Genomic DNA, 17,538 nt, shown 5'->3' on the forward strand with positions numbered 1-17,538 from the left:
GCCCGGTCCCTGAGTCGGCAGAGGCCGCTCTGGTTCTGTCTGTGGCTGCGCCTGGGACCCGGGCTTCGAGCGGTTCACAGGCCCAGTGCCAGCCGGTAGTAGGCCTGGTTCCAGCGGAGGTCGCGCCGGAACTGCCTCGGGGTGGTGGTCTCGTCGATGAGGGCGAGTTCGAGGCGGAGCATTTCCGCCAGGTCGTCGAGGTGGTCGGAGGTCAGGGCGGTGCTGAGGACGGTGTGGTGCGGTCCTCCGGCCGTCAGCCAGGATTCGGTGGAGGTCCGCAGGTCGGGGCGGGGCCGCCAGACCGCGCGGGCAACGGGCAGGGCGGGCAGCGGGTGAGGGGGCGCCACCACGTCGATGTCATTGGCGATCAGGCGGAAGCGGTCGCCGAGGTCGGCGAGCCCGACCACCACGGCCGGGCCGGGGGCCGCGTCGAACACCAGGCGCACCGGGTCCTCCCGCCCGCCGATGCCGAGGGGGTGGATCTCGCAGCTGGGCCTGGCGGCGGCGATGGTGGGGCAGACTTCCAGCATGTGCGCACCGAGGATGAGCTCGTTGCCGGGTGTCAGGTCGTAGGTGTAGTCCTCCATGAAGGAGGTGCCGCCGGGGAGGCCGGCGGCAGCCACTTTGAGGGCGCGCAGCAGGACGGCGGTCTTCCAGTCGCCCTCTCCTCCGAAGCCGTACCCCTGGGCCATGAGCCGCTGGACGGCGAGGCCGGGCAGCTGGCGCAGTCCGCCCAGGTCCTCGAAGTTGGTGGTGAAGGCTCCGAAGCCGCCCGTTTCGAGGAAGGTGCGCAGGCCGGCTTCGATGCGGGCCGCGTAACGCAGCGCGTCGTGCCGTTCGCCGGCCGGTCGCAGTTCCGGCGCCAGGTCGTACAGGTCGGCGTACTCCTCGACGAGGGAAGCCACCTCGGTCTCGTCCGCGTCGTCGACGACCTCCACCAGGTCGTTGACGCCGTAGGTGTTGACGGAGACGCCGAAGCGCAGCTGGGCCTCGACCTTGTCGCCCTCGGTGACGGCCACGTCGCGCATGTTGTCGCCGAAGCGGGCGACCTTGAGGGTGGCCAGTTCGGATCGTGCGGCGGCCGCCCGCGCCCAGACCGCGACGCGTGCGCTCGTCACCGGATCGGTGACGTGGCCGGCCACGGTCTTGCGGGGTACGCCGAGACGGGTCTGGATGTGCCCGAACTCGCGGTCTCCGTGGGCGGCTTGGTTGAGGTTCATGAAGTCCATGTCGATGGTGTCCCAGGGCAGGGCCACGTTCGACTGGGTGTGGAGGTGCAGCAACGGCTTGCGCAGCGCGTCCAGTCCGGCGATCCACATCTTGGCCGGCGAGAAGGTGTGCATCCAGGCGATGAGCCCGATGCACCGGTCGTCGGCGTTCGCGTCGAGGCACACCCGGCGGATGGCGTCGGCGTCGGTCAGTACCGGCTTCCACACCACACGCGCGGGAATGCCGGAGGCGTCGGCCAGCGCGCCGGCTATCTGCCGCGACTGTTCGGCGACCTGCTTCAGCGTCTCCTCCCCGTACAGGCCTTGGCTGCCGGTGAGGAACCAGATCTCCTGGGCGGGGAATGTTCGGCTGGGCACATGGACTCCTGAAGGTGACGTCCCGCAGCGCTGGTGAGGGCGGCGCGCGGGTGGGGATTCGGGAACGGACAACGGGGGCGGGGGTCAGTCCGCGGTGTGGGTCGTGTCGCGGATGTGCCTCAGGCGGTGCAGCAGGCCACCAGTGGCGAAGTGGTCGTGCAGGAGCCGGTATTCGGCGAAGAGGGCGTCGTAAGCGTCGGCCCGCGGGGCGTCGGGCATGTAGACGGCCGGCAGCCGGCGACCCATGGCGGCGGTGGCCGTCCGTACGTCGCTGTGCGCGCCGGCGGCTACGGCGGCGTGGATGGCCGACCCGAGGGCGGGGCCCTGGTCGGACGCCGCGAGGGAGACGGGGCGGCGCAGCACGTCGGAGTAGATCTGCATCAGCAGTTCGTTCTTGGCCAGTCCGCCGGCGACGATGAACTCGTGGACCGGTACGCCGCCTGCTTCCAGGGCCTCCACGATGACGCGGGTGCCGAACGCGGTGGCTTCGAGCAGCGCGCGGTAGACGTCCTCGGGGCGGGTCGCGAGGGTCAGACCCACGATGACTCCGGAGAGGTGGTGGTCGACGAGGACCGAACGGTTGCCGTTCAGCCAGTCGAGGGCGACCAGTCCGTGTCCGCCGACCGGCTGGCCGGCGGCCTTCCGGGTCAGCAGGGTGTGCAGGTCCTCGCCGCGCTCGGCTGCCTCGGCGAGATAGTCCGACGGGACGCCTTGGTCCAGCACCCAGGCGAAGATGTCGCCGACCGCGCTCTGGCCGGCCTCGTAGCCGTAGGTTCCCTCGACGATCCCGCCGGCCACGACACCACAGATGCCGGGGACGTCGGCGAGGACGGGGGCGTTCACGACGTGGCAGGTGGAGGTCCCCATGATGGCGAGCAGCTGTCCGTCCTCGACGGCCTGGGCCGCCGCTGCGGTGACATGGGCGTCGACGTTGCCCGCGGCCACGGCGATGCCGGGGCGCAGCCCTGTCCACGCTGCCGCCTCCGTACTGAGCGAGCCCACTCGTGAGCCCAGAGCGGAGAGGGGGAATTCGAGGCGGGTGCGTGCGAAGTCGGCGAACCGGGGGTTCAGCGCGGCCAGGTACTCCTCGCTCGGGTAGGCGCCGTCCTGGTGGATGCCCTTGTATCCGGCGGTGCAGGCGTTGCGGGACTCGGTTCCGGTGAGCTGCCACACGATCCAGTCGGCGGCTTCGATCCACCGCGCGCAGCTTTCGTAGACGAGCGGGTCCTCCTCCAGGACCTGGAGGGCCTTCGCGAACTGCCACTCGGCGGAGATCCGGCCGCCGTAGCGGGAGATCCACTTCTCCCCGCGGGCGTGGGCGAGCTCGTTGATGCGGTCGGCATGCGACTGGGCCGCGTGGTGCTTCCACAGCTTGGGCCACGCGTGCGGCCGTCCGGCGAGCTCGGTCTCGGCGAGGGGAGTCCCGTCGGCCAGCGTGGGCAGGACGGTGCAGGCGGTGAAGTCGGTGGCGATGCCGATCACCGCGGCGGGATCGATCCCGGCCGCCGCCAGGGCCTGCGGGACGGCGTGACGCAGTACGTCCCGCCAGTCCTGGGGGTGTTGCAGGGCCCAGTCCGGAGGCAGTGGCGCACCGCCTTGCGGCAGGTACCGGTCGATGACGCCGTGCCGGTAGGCGTGGACCGCCGCGGCCAGCTCCTGACCGTCGCTGACCCGCACCACCACGGCGCGGCCCGACAGCGTGCCGAAGTCGACGCCGACCGTGTACTGCTCCGATTCCTCGGAAGGAGGGGTGGGCGCGAGGAGATGAGGTGACGTCAACAGAGTGCCTTTCGAAGGAGCCGTGGGCGGCACGCGGCGCGGCCCGGCAGCCGGAGATGCCGTCCCGACCATCCTGGCGGTCGGCGGAGGATCCGATGAGCTTGCAGTGTGAGCGCTAACAATGTCGATAGGCAAGGGGTCTGCGTGGATCATGTGGGAGCCCCCCTTGGCGCGGCGGCCTTCGTATACGGGGACTCGCCTCGATGTGTCGTTGATTCGAGGCGGGTTGAGGTCTCCGATTCGGGTAGCGGGGTCGATGGTCGCGCGAACGGATGGAGTCCGCCTTGTTGCCGCACGTGACGCGGTAACGGACAGGTAACGCGTGCAAAGGGGTTGAGAACCCGGCTTGTTAGCGCTCACAATGCGACGGCGCCCCCTCAAGGGCATCCCGCTCCTGTCACCCCGCCCCCGGCCCCGCCACGCCCCTGACCGCGGGCGCAGCCCGGTACCGGCCGTGCGGAGCCTCATCCGTAGCCCCCGAAAGGACACCCGTCATGGCTCGCAGAGCAGCCCTCGTCCTCACCGCCGCCCTTCTCGCCTCCTCGGCGTTGACCGCCTGCTCGACCGAGGGCCCCGCCTCCGCCCCGGCCTCCGGGTCCAAGTCGGGCTCCGGAGGCACGATCACCATGGGCTTCGCCCAGGTCGGCGCCGAGAGCGGTTGGCGTACCGCCAACACCAAGTCCGTCCAGGAGGCTGCGAAGAAGGCCGGGATCGAACTCAAGTTCTCCGACGCGCAGCAGAAGCAGGAGAACCAGATCAAGGCGATCCGCACCTTCATCCAGCAGAAGGTCGACGTGATCGCCTTCTCGCCGGTCGTGGAGTCCGGCTGGGACACGGTGCTGAAGGAGGCCAAGGATGCGGGCATCCCGGTCATCCTCACCGACCGCGCCGTGGACACCAAGGACACCTCCCTCTACAAGACCTTCCTGGGCTCGGACTTCGTCAAGGAGGGCAAGTCCGCAGGCGAGTGGCTGACCGGCGCGTACGCGAACGAGCAGGGCCCGGTCAACATCGTCGAGCTCCAGGGCACCACGGGCTCCGCACCAGCCAACGACCGCAAGGCCGGCTTCGCCGACGCCATCCGCGCCGACGGCAAGTTCAAGATCGTCGCCTCACAGACGGGCGACTTCACCCGCGCCAAGGGCAAGGAGGTCATGCAGGCGTTCCTGAAGTCCCAGAAGGACATCGACGTCCTCTACGCCCACAACGACGACATGGCCCTCGGCGCCATCCAGGCCATCGAGGAATCCGGCAAGAAGCCCGGTACGGACATCAAGGTGATCTCGGTGGACGGAATCAAGGACGCCTTCGTCGCCATGACCGAGGGCAAGATCAACGTCGTGGTGGAGTGCAACCCGATGCTCGGCGACCAGCTGATGGAGCTGGCCAAGAAGGTCGTGGCGGGGGAAAACGTGCCGACCCGGGTCGAGACCCAGGAGGGCGTATTCACGCAGGACAAGGCCGCGGCCGCCCTGCCGTCCCGGAACTACTGACGCGACAGGTTCCGGTGCCGGAGGAGGCCCGGCTCCGGTGCCTCCTTCACCATCCGGAGCCCGCTCCACCACCCCACACATGAGAGGAGGGCGGATGGCATCTCCGTCCACCCCGCCGCCCACGGGCGGCGGCGGCCCGCGTCCGGTCCTGGAAGCCCACGGCATCCGCAAGCGGTTCCCGGGCGTGCTCGCCCTCGACGGAGTCGCCCTGCGGCTCTTCCCCGGTGAGGTGCACGCCCTGATGGGCGAGAACGGCGCCGGGAAGTCCACCTTGATCAAGGTGCTCACCGGCGTCCACCCCGCCGACGGCGGCACCATCCTCGTGGACGGCCGGCCCCACGCGTTCACGGACCCCCTCCAGGCGCAGCAGGCCGGAATCAGCACCGTCTACCAGGAGGTGAACCTCTGCCCGAACATCTCGGTCGCCGAGAACATCCTCATCGGGCGCGAACCGCGCCGGTTCGGTCTCATCCACTGGTCCGCGATGCGGCAGCGGGCGGCCGAGCTGCTGACGGAACTGGACCTCGAACTGGACGTCACCAGTCTGCTCGATTCGCATTCCCTGGCGGTGCAGCAACTGGTCGCCATCGTCCGGGCGGTGGACGTCTCGGCGAAGGTGCTCGTGCTGGACGAACCCACCTCCAGTCTGGATCGGGAGGAGGTCGCCCAGCTCTTCACCCTGGTCCGGCGCCTGCGGGACCGCGGTGTGGCCATCCTGTTCGTCACGCACTTCCTCGACCAGGTATTCGATCTCTGTGACCGCGTCACCATCCTGCGCAACGGGCGCCTGGAAGGCGAGTACCCCATCGGCGAGCTCACCCCGGTGACGCTGGTGCAGCGCATGATCGGCGGAGAGCTGGCCACCCTCGACCAGCTGTCCGGCCGTGCCCACGAGGAAGCGGCCGAACGGGCGGCCGGCGAGCCGTTCCTCCAGGCGCGACAGCTGACCCGTACGGGCTCGATCGAACCGTACGACCTCGACATCCATGCCGGCGAGGTCATCGGACTGGCCGGTCTCCTGGGCTCGGGCCGCACCGAGGTGGCGCGCCTCCTGTTCGGCGCGGACAGCGCGGACTCCGGAGACGTGAGCATCGAGGGCAAGAAGGTACTCCTGCGCACCCCCCGCCACGCCATCGCCCGGGGCATCGCGTTCTGTTCCGAGAACCGCAAGTCCGAGGGACTGGTGGGCGAGCTCACGGTCCGCGAGAACATCATCCTCGCGTTGCAGGCCGCCCGCGGCTGGACCAGGCCGCTGGCTCGTGCGAAACAGGACGAACTGGCACGGCACTGGATCGAAGCCCTGGACATCCGCCCCGCCGACCCCGAAGCGCAGGTGCGCCACCTCAGCGGAGGCAACCAGCAGAAGGTCCTCCTCGCGCGCTGGCTGCTGACCGCACCCCGGCTCCTGATCCTCGACGAACCCACCCGGGGCATCGACATCGGGGCCAAGGCAGAGATCCAGAAGCTCGTGGCCCGCCTGGCGGGCGAAGGCACCGCGGTGCTGTTCATCTCGGCGGAACTCGAAGAGGTCCTGCGCCTGAGCCACCGCATCGCCGTGCTCCGAGACCACCGCATGGTGGCCACCCTGGCGAACGACGACACCGTCACGCCCGAACGCCTCCTCACGACCATCGCCACCGGAACGGACTCATGACCACCCAGCCCGCCAAGTCCGAGGCGGCCGCCGCGGTCGGGAGACGGCTGGCCGGCCACCGCCTGCTGTGGCCCGCGCTCATCCTGCTCGCCCTGCTCCTCGGCAACCTCGCGTTCCACCACGACTTCTTCTCCGTCCGCGTACGCGACGGCCACCTCTACGGCAGCCTCATCGACATCCTGCAGTTCGGTGCGCCCCTCATCCTGGTGGCGCTCGGCATGACCCTGGTCATCGCCACCCGCGGGATCGACCTCTCGGTGGGTTCCACCGTCGCCATCGCCGGCGCGCTCGCCTGCGCGCACATCTCCACCGCCGCACGACCCGGCAGCGTCGCCACCCTGCTCACGGCCGTCGCCCTCGCGCTCGGTGTCGCCCTCGTGCTGGGCCTCGCCAACGGCTTCCTCGTGTCCGGGCTGGGGGTGCAGCCCATCGTGGCCACCTTGATCCTCATGGTCGCGGGCCGCGGCGTCGCCCAGCTGATCACGGACGGCCAGATCGTCACGGTGACCAGCGCCCCCTACAAGATGATCGGGGGCGGCTACTGGCTGACCTTCCCGTTCGCCGTCCTCCTGGCAGCCGCCCTCGTCGCGCTCACCGCCTTCGTCACCCGCCGCAGCGCACTCGGCATGCTGATCGAGTCCGTCGGCGGCAACCCCGCCGCCAGCCGCCTGGTCGGCATCAGGGCCGGCGGTCTCCTCGCCCTGGTCTACGTCTTCAGCGCGCTGTGCGCCGCCGTCGCCGGGCTGATGATCAGTTCCAACGTCTCCAGCGCCGACGGCAACAACGCCGGACTGTGGATCGAACTCGACGCGATCCTCGCCGTCGTCGTCGGCGGCACCGCCCTGACCGGAGGGCGCTTCTCCCTCGGCGGCACCGTGCTGGGCGCCCTGATCATCCAGACCTTGTCCACCACCGTCTACAGCCTCGGCGTCCCACCCGAGACCACCCTCGTCTTCAAGGCCTTCGTCGTCATCGTCGTCTGCCTCGTGCAGTCCCCGGTCTTCCGGGCCAAGGTCCTGCGCCGCCGCCGCAGGACGACCACTCCCCGAACCCACACCACGGCGGGCGCCGCCCCGCAGCAGCAGGAGGTACGCGCATGAGTACCGGCATCGCGAGCGCCGCCGCGCAACTCACCCGTCCCTTCGCGACCGTGTCCCCGCGCATCCGCACCCGTATCCCACTGATCGTCACGGCCGTCCTGCTGGCCGTCATGTTCGGCGTCGGATCGGTGCGCTACGAGGGCTTCCTCTCCGCGCAAGTCGTACTGAACCTGCTGATCGACAACGGATTCCTCCTGGTCGTCGCGGTCGGGGCGACCTTCGTCATCCTCACCGGCGGCATCGATCTGTCCGTCGGCTCCATGGTGGCCCTGTCGACCATGCTCACCGCCTGGCTGGTCGAGTCGCACGGCTGGCCCCTGGCCACCGTCATCCCACTGGTCCTGCTGGTCGGCGCCGCGAGCGGGACGCTCATGGGCTGGATCATCCACACCTTCGAGATCCAGCCGTTCATCGTCACCCTGGCCGGCATGTTCCTCGCCCGCGGGCTCTGCTACACGATCAGCACCGAATCCATCACGATCAGCGACCCCACCACGGCCGGAATCGCACAGACCCGGCTGTACGGGCCGGGAGGACTGTTCGTCTCGATCCCGGTGGTCATCGCCCTGGCCGTGCTGGTGATCGCCTTCGTCGTACTCCACCACACGCGCTTCGGCCGCAACGTGTACGCGCTGGGCGGCAACGAGTCTTCCGCACGACTGATGGGTCTTCCGGCGGGCTCCACCAAGATCGCCGTATACGCCGTCAGCGGCCTGTGCTCCGCACTCGGCGGCCTGCTGCTGACCTTCTATATGCTCTCCGGCTACGCCCTCCACGCCATGGGCATGGAACTCGACGCGATCGCCGCCACCGTGATCGGCGGCACGCTGCTGACCGGAGGCTCCGGCTTCGTCCTGGGCACCGCCCTCGGCGTGCTCGTCCTCGGCACGATCCAGACGGTGGTCAACTTCCAGGGCACGCTCAGCTCCTGGTGGACCCGGATCGTCATCGGCGCCCTGCTGCTCGTGTTCATCGTGCTGCAACGCCTGATGAGCGGCCGCCGCCCTGCCGCCGACTGACTCCGGCCCCGCAGCCCATCAGCCCGAGCCACCGCGTTCGCGTGCCGCGATCACAGCCTGCTTCCCGGCGCGCCCTCCGGTGGACCGACTTCCAGGGAATACCGCCATGGAATACGCACACGAATCTGTCGACCAGGCCGCCGAGCCCAGGCGGACGGCCGCCTGTCCGCGGACGGCCCGCCCCCTGCGCCTGGACGATGGCGGAACGGGGGAGAGGTGGCAGTTCGGCTTCCCCGGCAGGGCCCGCGCCGAGGTCCACACGCGCGGCGCCAGGCTCCGTTCCCTGATCCTGCCGGACCGCTGGGGCCACACCGCCGACGTGGTGCTCGCGCCCCGCGACCCCGCCGCCTGCGAGGGCTCCGCACGCTACTTCGGTGCGACGGTGGGCCGTTACGCCAACCGCATCGCGCGCGGCGGGCTCGTCGTCGACGGAGTCACCCACCAACTCGCCACCCAGGAGACCGGGCACACACTGCACGGCGGTCCCGACGGGTTCGACCAGCGCCTGTGGCGGTGCGAACCCTTCCACTCGGCGCACCGCACCGGTGTCCGCCTGTTCCTGCACAGCCCCGACGGCGACCAGGGATTCCCCGGTGCCCTGAACGTGCGCCTCACCTACACACTGGACCGCGACGACAACCTGACGATGTCGTACCAGGCGGTCGCCGACGCGCCGACGATCGTCAACCTCACCAACCACGCCTACTGGAACCTCGAAGGGGAGGGGCGCGGCAACGTCCTGGCCCACCACCTCCAGGTCGCGGCCCCCCTCTACACCCCGGTCGACGCCGAGTTGATCCCCGACGGCCCTCACCGCCCGGTCAGCGACACCCCGTTCGACCTCCGCCGGCACCGGCGCCTCTCCGACGTTCTGACCCATACGGAGGCGCAACTGGCTCTCGCCGGCGGAGGCTTCGACCACAACTGGGTCCTCGACGACGCCCGGCGAGCCACTCCTCGGAAGGCCGCTGTGCTGTACGCCCCCGCATCCGGCCGCCGCATGGAGGTGCGCACCACGGAACCGGGCATCCAGGTCTATACCGCGCAAGGCCTGACCGGTGACATCACGGGCAAGGCAGGCAGGCCGTACCACGCCTACGCGGGGGTCGCGCTGGAGACCCAGCACTTCCCGGACTCCCCGAACCGCCCCGACTACCCGACGGTCGTCCTGCGCCCGGGCGAGCTGTACCGGTCGACCACGATCCACAGCTTCACCACGGTCACCGCCTGAGAGGGGCGGCGGCCGTAGCCGCTGTCCGGTGCCGGGGGGCACCGGACAGCGGATTTTGGTGCCTGCGCCGGCTTCCCCCGTACGAGGTGCCCCCGGGGCCCGGCTCCCTGCAGGAGGGGTCAACCGCCGGTCACGTGGGGGTCATTCGCCGGGGGGAGCGACCCTTCGGGCCGTGCTGGCGCGCACGATGAGCTCGGGCGCCACCACCAGGTGCGTCGACTCGTCGGTCCTGCCCTCGATGTGGTCCAGGAGCAGCCCGATGCTGTCGCGGCCGAGCGAGGCGAAGTCCTGGCGGATCGTCGTCAGCGGGGGCGGGAAGAACTCTGCCTCGGGGATGTCGTCGAAGCCGGCGACCGCCACGTCCTCGGGCGTCCGCAGGCCCGCTTCCCGCAGAGCCCGCAGGACACCGAGGGCCATCTGGTCGTTGGCGACGAACACCGCGGTGAGGCCGGCTCCCCGCCCTCGTGATGCCAGGACCCGCCCCGCCAGCTGCTGGCCGGCCTGGTATCCCGACAGCGGACTCCAGTCGCCGCGCAGCACGGGCGGCACCTCGGCGCCGGCATCGCGCAGCGCGTCCTCCCACCCCTGTGTGCGGGCCTCGCTCTCGAGCCAGTCGGGGGGGCCCGCCACGTGCCACACGGTGGCGTGGCCCGACGCGAGAAGGTGCTCCGTGATCATGCGGGCGCCGAGGTTCTGGTCCAGCGACACCCCCGGCAGGTCGAGGGTGTGGCCGCCTTCCACGGTGACCACGGGGCACGGTGCTTCCAGTGCCGCCAGGGCGCGCACCGCGGCGCGTTGCGGAGTGACGGCGACGATCCCCTCCACCCCCCACCCGGCGAGGTGCTGCATGGCTTCCGCGAGGGCTGTCTGCGTGGCGGTCCGAAGCGTGACGGCGGACGTCAGGTAGCCGCGGTCCCGAGCGGCCTCCTGCACTCCCGCCACGGTGCTCGCGGGCCCGTGCAGAGTGGTGTTCACCGCGATGACGCCCAGCGTGTGGGTCCGGCGGGTGGCCAGAGCCCGGGCCGCCGAGTTGCGGCGGTACCCCAGCTGCTCGATGACCTGAGTCACCGCGGCCCGGGTCTTGGCGCTGACGTTCGGGTGGTCGCTGAGCACCCGCGAAACGGTCTGATGGGACACGCCGGCGACGCGCGCGACGTCCGTCATCGTGGGCGCTCGCGAGACGTCCGGGAGCTGGGTCAACTCTCTTCCTTTCCTCATCGAGCGGCCTTCCCTCAAGGTACCGAACCAGCCGCGGCCCGCACACATCTCGGACCGACCGGAAGATTGTCGACCAGGTATAGATGTTGGCGTTCACATTATGCAGCGTTGATCGCATGTTGTGGGCAGGAATCTTCTCGTACCTCTTGAGATTGCCGCTTGTTAGCGCTCACAATCTGATCGGGGCGGCTGAGGTAGGCCAGCTGTGATGCCTGGAGCGGCCCCCGATCAGTCCAGCCCACTCATGCGCGGCCGCGGGGCCTGCCGGACGCCGGTCCCGGAGAAGCCGGCCGCGCATGCCGGAGAGACGGTGAGAGCGCAGTGAGCGAGACCTTCCTGGGGGACCTCCGTCGCGAGGTCCTCGCGGCCAACCTGCGCATCCCGGAGGCCGGTCTGGCCACCCTCACCTGGGGAAACGTCAGCGGAGTGGACCGAGGCGCCGGCGTCTTCGTCATCAAGCCGTCCGGGGTCTCCTACGCCGACCTCGCAGAGGAGGACCTGGTGGTGGTGGCACTGGAGGACGGGCGGGTCGTCGAGGGGCACCTCAGGCCGTCCACCGACACCGAAACCCATCGGTGCCTCTACCGGGCCTTCCCCTCCATCGGCGGCGTCACCCACACGCACTCGACGCACGCCGTCGCCTTCGCCCAGGCGCGCCGCCCGATCCCCGTACTCGGCACGACGCACGCCGACACCTTCAACGGGCCGGTCCCCGTGACGGAGGACCTCACCGCCGAGCAGTGCGCGCGGGACTACGAGTACAACACCGGACAGGTGATCGTCGCCCGGCTCGACGGCGACCCCCGGCGGGCCGACGAGGTCCCCGGAGCGCTCGTGTCACGACACGGACCCTTCACTTGGGGCGCCACCGCGAAGGCGGCGCTGGAGAACGCCATCGTCTGCGAGGCCGTGGCGGAGATGGCGCTGCACACGCTGGCACTGGGGTCCCGCCTCGGGGAAGCCTCCGAACCGCCGAAGCACCTGCTGGAGCGGCACTTCACCCGTAAGCACGGACCGGATGCCTATTACGGCAACGCTCCTCACGCCCCGGGCGTCTGAAGTCGCGCACCGGCTCGGGAGGTGGCGACCTGTTCTCGGATCAAGGGGGCGGTCAACTACCGGTTCCGGACCGTGACTTGACGTGTCCGTCAGGCGCCGGCCTCGCGCTGGCCGTCGGCGGCCTGTCCACGACCGCCCTGACCGTTCCGGTCGCGGCTGCCGCCACCGCGGCAGCCGCTGCCGGCACACCTGTACGGGTCAACCAGCTCGGCTACCTGCCCGACGGCCCCAAGCGGGCCACCGTGGCCGGCTCCGCGACCGCCCCGCTCGCCTGGCAACTGCGCGACGCCTCCGCCTCGGGTGCCACCACGGTGCGCGGGTCCGACCAGGCGTCCGGCCAGTCCACGCACCTGGTGGACTTCGGCGCGTACACCGGCACCGGCACCGGCTTCACCCTGGTCGTCGACGGCCAGAGCAGCCACCCCTTCGACATCTCCGCATCGCTGTACGACGGACTGCGCGCCGACAGCATGTCGTTCTTCTACCAGCAGCGCAGCGGTATTGCGATCGACGCGACTCTGGCGGGCGGCAGCGCCTACGCCCGCCCCGCCGGGCACCTGGGCGTCGCCCCGAACAAGGGCGACACCGGCGTCCCCTGCCAGGCCGGGGTGTGCGACTAACTACCAACTGGACGTGCGCGGTGGCTGGTACGACGCGGGCGACCAAGGCAAGTACGTGGTCAACGGCGGCATCTCCGTCTGGGAGATGGTCAACTCCTTCGAGCGGGCCCGCCGTTCGGGCAGCGAAGCGGCGCTCGGCGACGCGACGCTGCGGGTGCCGGAGCGCGGCAACGGGACGCCGGACGTGCTGGACGAGGCCCGCTGGGAGCTGGAGTTCTTGCTGCGGATGCAGGTCCCGGCCGAGAAGCCGATGGCCGGGATGGCCTTCCACAAGATACACGACGCCAAGTGGACTGCCCTGCCGACCCGGCCCGAACTCGATGCCGAACAGCGTGAGTTGCACAAGCCGTCGACCGCCGCGACGCTGAACCTGGCGGCCTCGGCCGCGCAGTGTGCCCGGGTGTACGCGAGCCGTACGACGCCGCGTTCGCCGCGCGCTGCCTGGACGCGGCCCGCCGCGCCTGGACGGCTGCCAAGGTCAACCCGAACGTGCTTGCTCTCGCGACCGACAACGCCGGCGGCCGTGCGTACGAGGACGCCGACGTCTCCGACGAGTTCTACTGGGCGGCGGTGGAACTCCTGGCCACCACCGGCGAGTCGCAGTACCGGGACGCCGTCGCCTCCTCTGCGCACCACACCAAGTCCGTCGACGGATTCTGGTGGGGCGGCACCGCGACGCCCGGCCGGATCACCCTCGCCACCGTCCCCGGCGTGGCCCTGCCCGCCGACGACGTGGCCCGGCTCCGCGGCCTGCTGACCACGGCCGCCGATGGCCACCTGTCCACCATGGCCGGACAGGGCTACGCGGTGTCGCTCCCCGCCACCGGGTACGTGTGGGGCTCCAACAGCTCCGTCACCAACAACGCGATCGTGCTGGCCGTCGCATACGAGCTCACCGGTCAACAACGGTACCGGGCAGGAGCGTTGGAGTCCCTGGACTACCTGCTCGGCCGGAACGCACTCGACCTCTCCTACGTCACCGGCTACGGCGATCGTTACCCCGCGAACCAGCACCACCGGTTCTGGGCACACCAGAACGACGCCTCGCTGCCGCACCCGCCGGCCGGATCCTTCGCGGGCGGACCGAACGCGGGGCTGGAGGACCCGGTGGCCAAGGAGAAGCTCGCGGGCTGCGCACCGGCGGCGTGCTACGTGGACGACGTCGGCTCGTACTGGGCGACGCCGCAGCAGGTTTCGGTCCTCGCCGCGCAGGACCCCGACGCGTCGTCGGGCAGCGCGACGCTCGCGGTCGGTGGTCCTGGCGTGCAGTCGGCGACGTTCACGGCGACGGAGGCGGACGACGACGCTTCGGCGGCCTCCTGCGCGGTGGCGTACCGGATCGACAACGCTTGGGGCAACGGCTTCACGGCGACGGTGACGGTGAAGAACACCGGAACCTCGGCGGTATCCGGGTGGACCATCGGCTGGAGCTTCGCAGGTGACCAGCGGATCACCAACGGCTGGAACGCCACGGTGAGCCAGCCGGGCAGCACGGTCACCGCCCGGGACACCGGATGGAACGGAACACTGGCACCCGGCGGCAGCGTGAGCTTCGGCTTCCAGGCGACGTACTCGGGCACCAACGCCGTGCCGGCGCGCTACACGCTCAACGGAGCACTCTGCTCCTGAACGATCGTCACGTCACGCCCACCCGGCGATGGACGACGGAGTGGAGCCAGGATCGTCCCGGCTCCACTCCATGGCAGGTCGTCAGGTACGGGTCCAGCGCTGGTTGCTGCCGTTCGAGCAGGAGTAGAGCTGGATCAGGGTGCCGTTGGCGGTGTTGTTGCCGGCGGCGTCGAGGCAGAGGCCGGACTGGACTCCGACGATGGATCCGTCGGAGTTGAGGCGCCATTTCTGGTTGTCGCCACCCCAGCAGCTGTAGATCTGGACTTTGGTGCCGTTGCCGGTGCCGGCGGCGTCCAGGCACTTGTTGCCGTAGACCCTGAGCTCGCCTGCGGCGGTGTGCGACCACTGCTGGTTGGTGCGGTTGTTGCAGTCCCACAGGTTGACCTGGGTGCCGTCGGTGGTGCTGGCACCGGGCACGTCCAGGCAGCGGCCCGACCCGACGCCCTTGATCTGTCCAGAACCGGGCGAAGGGGTCGGAGTGGGAGTAGAGGATCCGGCGTTGAGCGCGTTGAGGACGGAGGAGTAGGCGGCCTTCTTGCTGCCGTCACCGTTGAACAGCAGCGGCGAGTGCTCCGGTCGCCAGGAGTCGGTGTCGCGCACCCCCCAGACGGTGATGCCGAGGCAGCGCGGGACGGCCAGGCAGTCGTTGGTCACGTTGGCGTAGGTCGTGGCCGAGGCACCCTGGATGTCGAGTTCGGTGACGGCCACGTCGACGCCGAGGGCTGCAAAACTCTGCAGGGTGGTGCGGAAGTTGCTGTTGTAGGGGCTGTCGCTGTTGAAGTGCGACTGGAAGCCGACGCAGTCGATCGGCACGCCGCGCTGCTTGAAGTCCCGGACCATGGCGTACATGGCCTGGGTTTTGGCCCAGGTCCAGTTCTCGACGTTGTAGTCGTTGTAGCAGAGCTTGGCGGCCGGGTCGGCGGCGCGCGCGGTGCGGAAGGCGACTTCGATCCAGTCGTTGCCGGTGCGCTGCAGGTTGGAGTCGCGCCGGGCTCCTGAAGTGCCGTCCTCGAAGGCCTCGTTCACGACGTCCCACTGGCCGATCTTGCCCTTGTAGTGGGCCATCACGCCGTTGATGTGGTTGGTCATCGCCTGGCGCAGCGTGCTGCCGCTGAGGCTCTGCATCCAGCCGGGCTGCTGGGAGTGCCAGGCCAGGGTGTGGCCGCGCACCTGCTTGCCGTTCTGCACCGCCCAGTTGTAGACGCGGTCACCCGCGGCGAAGTTGAACTGGCCACGCTGGGGTTCGGTGGCGTCGATCTTCATCTCGTTCTCGGGCGTCACCGAGTTGAACTCGCGGCCGGCGATCGTCGTGTACGCCGAGTCGCCCAGCCTGCCCGAGGCGATGGCGGTACCGAAGTACCGGCCGCTCTGCGTCGCCGCGCTGCCGAGCGTGCTCTCGGCGGCGTGTGACGTCGGCGCCACCAGCGCGGCGGCCGCACCGAGGACGCCGACGACCAGGGCCGCACACAGGACGCTGGTCTTCCGGCGGATGGTGGGTGGGGGAATGGCTTGTGAGCCCATGAATGAGCCTCCAGAAAGAAATCGCGGAAGGGTTGGATCGCGGCATGGTGAATCCGCGTGAACGACGCCCGCGTCCATGGGAAAGGGACGCTCATGAGCGCGTAGAGATCCGAGGACGGCGCCCGGAACCGGACACGGACGGGCCACACCGCCTCGGCCATCAGTCTGGAAACCCCGCCGAAACAAGTCAAGAGTTTCGAAAGCATTTCGAGAATCTGTCTCTCGGGGGCGCTTAGTGGTCCCTTTTCATTGAGTGGTCCTCATCGAAAGTATTTCGATGAGGACCATTCAATCGGGATCTGGCGGAAAGCTGTAAACGAGCATTTCCTTCAGTCGGCATCGCCGGGAATGGCCGCCTGGTCACGGCGGCCTCGGTCAGCGCACGACCGTGTTGAACCCCAGTGCGGGATTGGCGTTCCGGACGAGGGACTTGGCCTGCTCCGGCCACCACACGCCGGCCGCGGGATCGACGATGCCGTACTCCGGGTCGATGGTGCCGCCCGGGATGCCGCGGTTGCACTGGCCGTCGGACTGGCCGACGGTCTTGATCCACAGGTAGGCGTCCACGAGCGGGACGCCGGTGTTCGCGGTCGGCCGGTCGCCGACGCCGCGACCCGGGGCGTTGCACCAGGTTTGCGGGTCGCCGCTGTACTTGCCCGCGGGCGGGGTACCGACGTTCTGCTGGAACCAGCGGTCGGTCCAGTGCCACGTGGACGGATCGTCCACGTTCACGGAGTTTCCCGGCTGCCCGTCGTTCGGTGCTGCGGGTGAGTAGTACTGGCTCGCGCACCAGTCGGCGTGCCCCCTGGCCCAGTCCGGGCCTTTGGTGGCGAACCACAGGCACTGGGAGACCCAGGTGCCGTAGTGGGTGGACAGGCCGGTGGCCAGATAGTTGGAGACGTTCAGCGAGAAGCCCTGGGTGCGGGTGACGCCGGCCTGGAGGAGGCGTTGTGCGATGTCGCCGACGCTGCGCCAGTGGCTGTTGCCGGCGTCCAGGTAGACGACGCTGTTCGGCTGCTGCCCCAGGGCGTCGATCGCGTGGTTGAGGTCGGCGAAGCGTCCTGTGGTGATCGCGCCGGTGGGGTCGCTGCCGGGACCGCAGTCGGAGGAGAGGTTGGCCAGCCCGTCCGGTTCGAGGATGACGACGGCCTTGCTGCGGCCGAGCCCCCGGGCGAAGGCGCTGATCCAGGCCTGGTACTCGGCGTCCGACTGCGCACCGCCGGAGGAATACTGGGAGCAGTCGCGCAGCGGGATGTTGTAGGCCACCAGGACGGGAACCGTCCGGGTTCGCTCGGCGCGGCGCACCAGGTCGCGTACGCGGGATTCGACCTGCTCCGGGGTGCCGGCGGTGAACCAGGCAGCCTCTGGCCAACTAGCTGGCTTCGCCATGGACTTGGCGCCCTCGAAGTCCCGGTGAAGGAAGTCGGTGACGGCCTGGTGGGCTGCGTCGCTGTCGGGATCGACGTGGAAGCGGGTGTTCGTCGCAAGCGTGTGGGAGTCCGGCGCGGAGCTCGCCTCGGCAGAGGCCGGGGCGGCGGCGCCGAGGAGCAGTGTGAGTGCGCTCGCTGCCAGGGCTAATCGGTGCAGCGGGATGCGCACGGGGTTCCTTCGGTAGGGGTTCGCCCTTCG

General features: G+C 69.9%; 13 protein-coding genes and 1 pseudogene. 9 read left to right on the forward strand and 5 right to left on the reverse strand.

Annotated elements, in window-relative coordinates; genetic code table 11:
* Positions 1 to 74: 74 nt before the first annotated feature.
* Positions 75 to 1,586 (reverse strand): L-arabinose isomerase, encoded by a 1,512-nt coding sequence (gene araA / locus OOK34_RS35065; protein WP_267038210.1) that lies wholly within the window; start codon positions 1,584 to 1,586, stop codon positions 75 to 77.
* Between the two features lie 84 nt (positions 1,587 to 1,670).
* A complete protein-coding gene (locus OOK34_RS35070) occupies positions 1,671 to 3,365 on the reverse strand; it encodes a ribulokinase (RefSeq protein WP_267038211.1) in 1,695 nt (564 codons plus the stop codon).
* Positions 3,366 to 3,859: 494 nt separating this feature from the next.
* On the opposite strand from OOK34_RS35070, the gene OOK34_RS35075 reads away from it, so the two are divergent.
* From OOK34_RS35075 to OOK34_RS35095, 5 genes are all read left to right on the forward strand, one after another.
* Positions 3,860 to 4,858, forward strand: a complete 999-nt coding sequence (locus OOK34_RS35075) for an ABC transporter substrate-binding protein (protein ID WP_267038212.1) — start codon at positions 3,860 to 3,862, stop codon at positions 4,856 to 4,858.
* A 94-nt stretch (positions 4,859 to 4,952) separates the two neighbouring features.
* Entirely contained in the window at positions 4,953 to 6,512 is a 1,560-nt protein-coding gene (locus OOK34_RS35080) for a sugar ABC transporter ATP-binding protein (protein WP_267038213.1), read from the forward strand.
* Complete coding sequence (locus OOK34_RS35085) at positions 6,509 to 7,612, forward strand: ABC transporter permease (RefSeq protein WP_267038214.1); 1,104 nt, start codon at positions 6,509 to 6,511, stop codon at positions 7,610 to 7,612. The genes OOK34_RS35080 and OOK34_RS35085 overlap by 4 nt, the downstream gene beginning before the upstream one ends.
* The gene (yjfF, locus tag OOK34_RS35090) at positions 7,609 to 8,631 is read left to right on the forward strand and encodes a galactofuranose ABC transporter, permease protein YjfF (protein ID WP_267038215.1); all 1,023 of its coding nucleotides are present in this window, start codon (positions 7,609 to 7,611) and stop codon (positions 8,629 to 8,631) included. Before OOK34_RS35085 ends, yjfF begins: the two co-directional genes overlap by 4 nt.
* Positions 8,632 to 8,737: 106 nt before the next feature.
* A complete protein-coding gene (locus tag OOK34_RS35095) occupies positions 8,738 to 9,862 on the forward strand; it encodes an aldose epimerase family protein (RefSeq protein ID WP_267038216.1) in 1,125 nt (374 codons plus the stop codon).
* 141 nt (positions 9,863 to 10,003) lie between these two features.
* On the opposite strand, the gene OOK34_RS35100 is transcribed toward OOK34_RS35095, so the two are convergent.
* On the reverse strand, positions 10,004 to 11,062 hold the full coding sequence (locus OOK34_RS35100; RefSeq protein ID WP_267038217.1) for a LacI family DNA-binding transcriptional regulator: 1,059 nt from the start codon (positions 11,060 to 11,062) through the stop codon (positions 10,004 to 10,006).
* Positions 11,063 to 11,401: 339 nt separating this feature from the next.
* Here OOK34_RS35100 and araD point away from each other — a divergent pair, with 339 nt between their 5' ends.
* The 4 genes and pseudogenes from araD (at position 11,402) to OOK34_RS35120 (ending at position 14,388) form a co-directional block, all read left to right on the forward strand.
* Positions 11,402 to 12,139 carry an L-ribulose-5-phosphate 4-epimerase AraD gene (gene araD / locus OOK34_RS35105; protein WP_323183528.1) on the forward strand — a complete coding sequence of 246 codons (738 nt, stop codon included), beginning with the start codon at positions 11,402 to 11,404 and terminating at the stop codon, positions 12,137 to 12,139.
* Positions 12,140 to 12,216: 77 nt separating this feature from the next.
* Entirely contained in the window at positions 12,217 to 12,759 is a 543-nt protein-coding gene (locus OOK34_RS35110; protein ID WP_267036525.1) for a cellulase N-terminal Ig-like domain-containing protein, read from the forward strand.
* 13 nt (positions 12,760 to 12,772) lie between these two features.
* Positions 12,773 to 13,872: pseudogene (locus tag OOK34_RS35115) on the forward strand (glycoside hydrolase family 9 protein); the annotation flags it as partial.
* Positions 13,873 to 14,085: 213 nt separating this feature from the next.
* Positions 14,086 to 14,388: a cellulose-binding domain-containing protein gene (locus OOK34_RS35120; RefSeq protein ID WP_267036929.1), complete on the forward strand. Its 303-nt coding sequence runs from the start codon at positions 14,086 to 14,088 to the stop codon at positions 14,386 to 14,388.
* An 81-nt stretch (positions 14,389 to 14,469) separates the two neighbouring features.
* On the opposite strand, the gene OOK34_RS35125 is transcribed toward OOK34_RS35120, so the two are convergent.
* The gene (locus OOK34_RS35125; RefSeq protein WP_267036526.1) at positions 14,470 to 15,909 is read right to left on the reverse strand and encodes an endo-1,4-beta-xylanase; all 1,440 of its coding nucleotides are present in this window, start codon (positions 15,907 to 15,909) and stop codon (positions 14,470 to 14,472) included.
* A 375-nt stretch (positions 15,910 to 16,284) separates the two neighbouring features.
* Positions 16,285 to 17,508 carry a glycoside hydrolase family 6 protein gene (locus OOK34_RS35130; protein WP_267036527.1) on the reverse strand — a complete coding sequence of 408 codons (1,224 nt, stop codon included), beginning with the start codon at positions 17,506 to 17,508 and terminating at the stop codon, positions 16,285 to 16,287.
* Positions 17,509 to 17,538: the final 30 nt, after the last annotated feature.

The organism is Streptomyces sp. NBC_00091 (assembly GCF_026343185.1).
GTDB lineage: Bacteria > Actinomycetota > Actinomycetes > Streptomycetales > Streptomycetaceae > Streptomyces.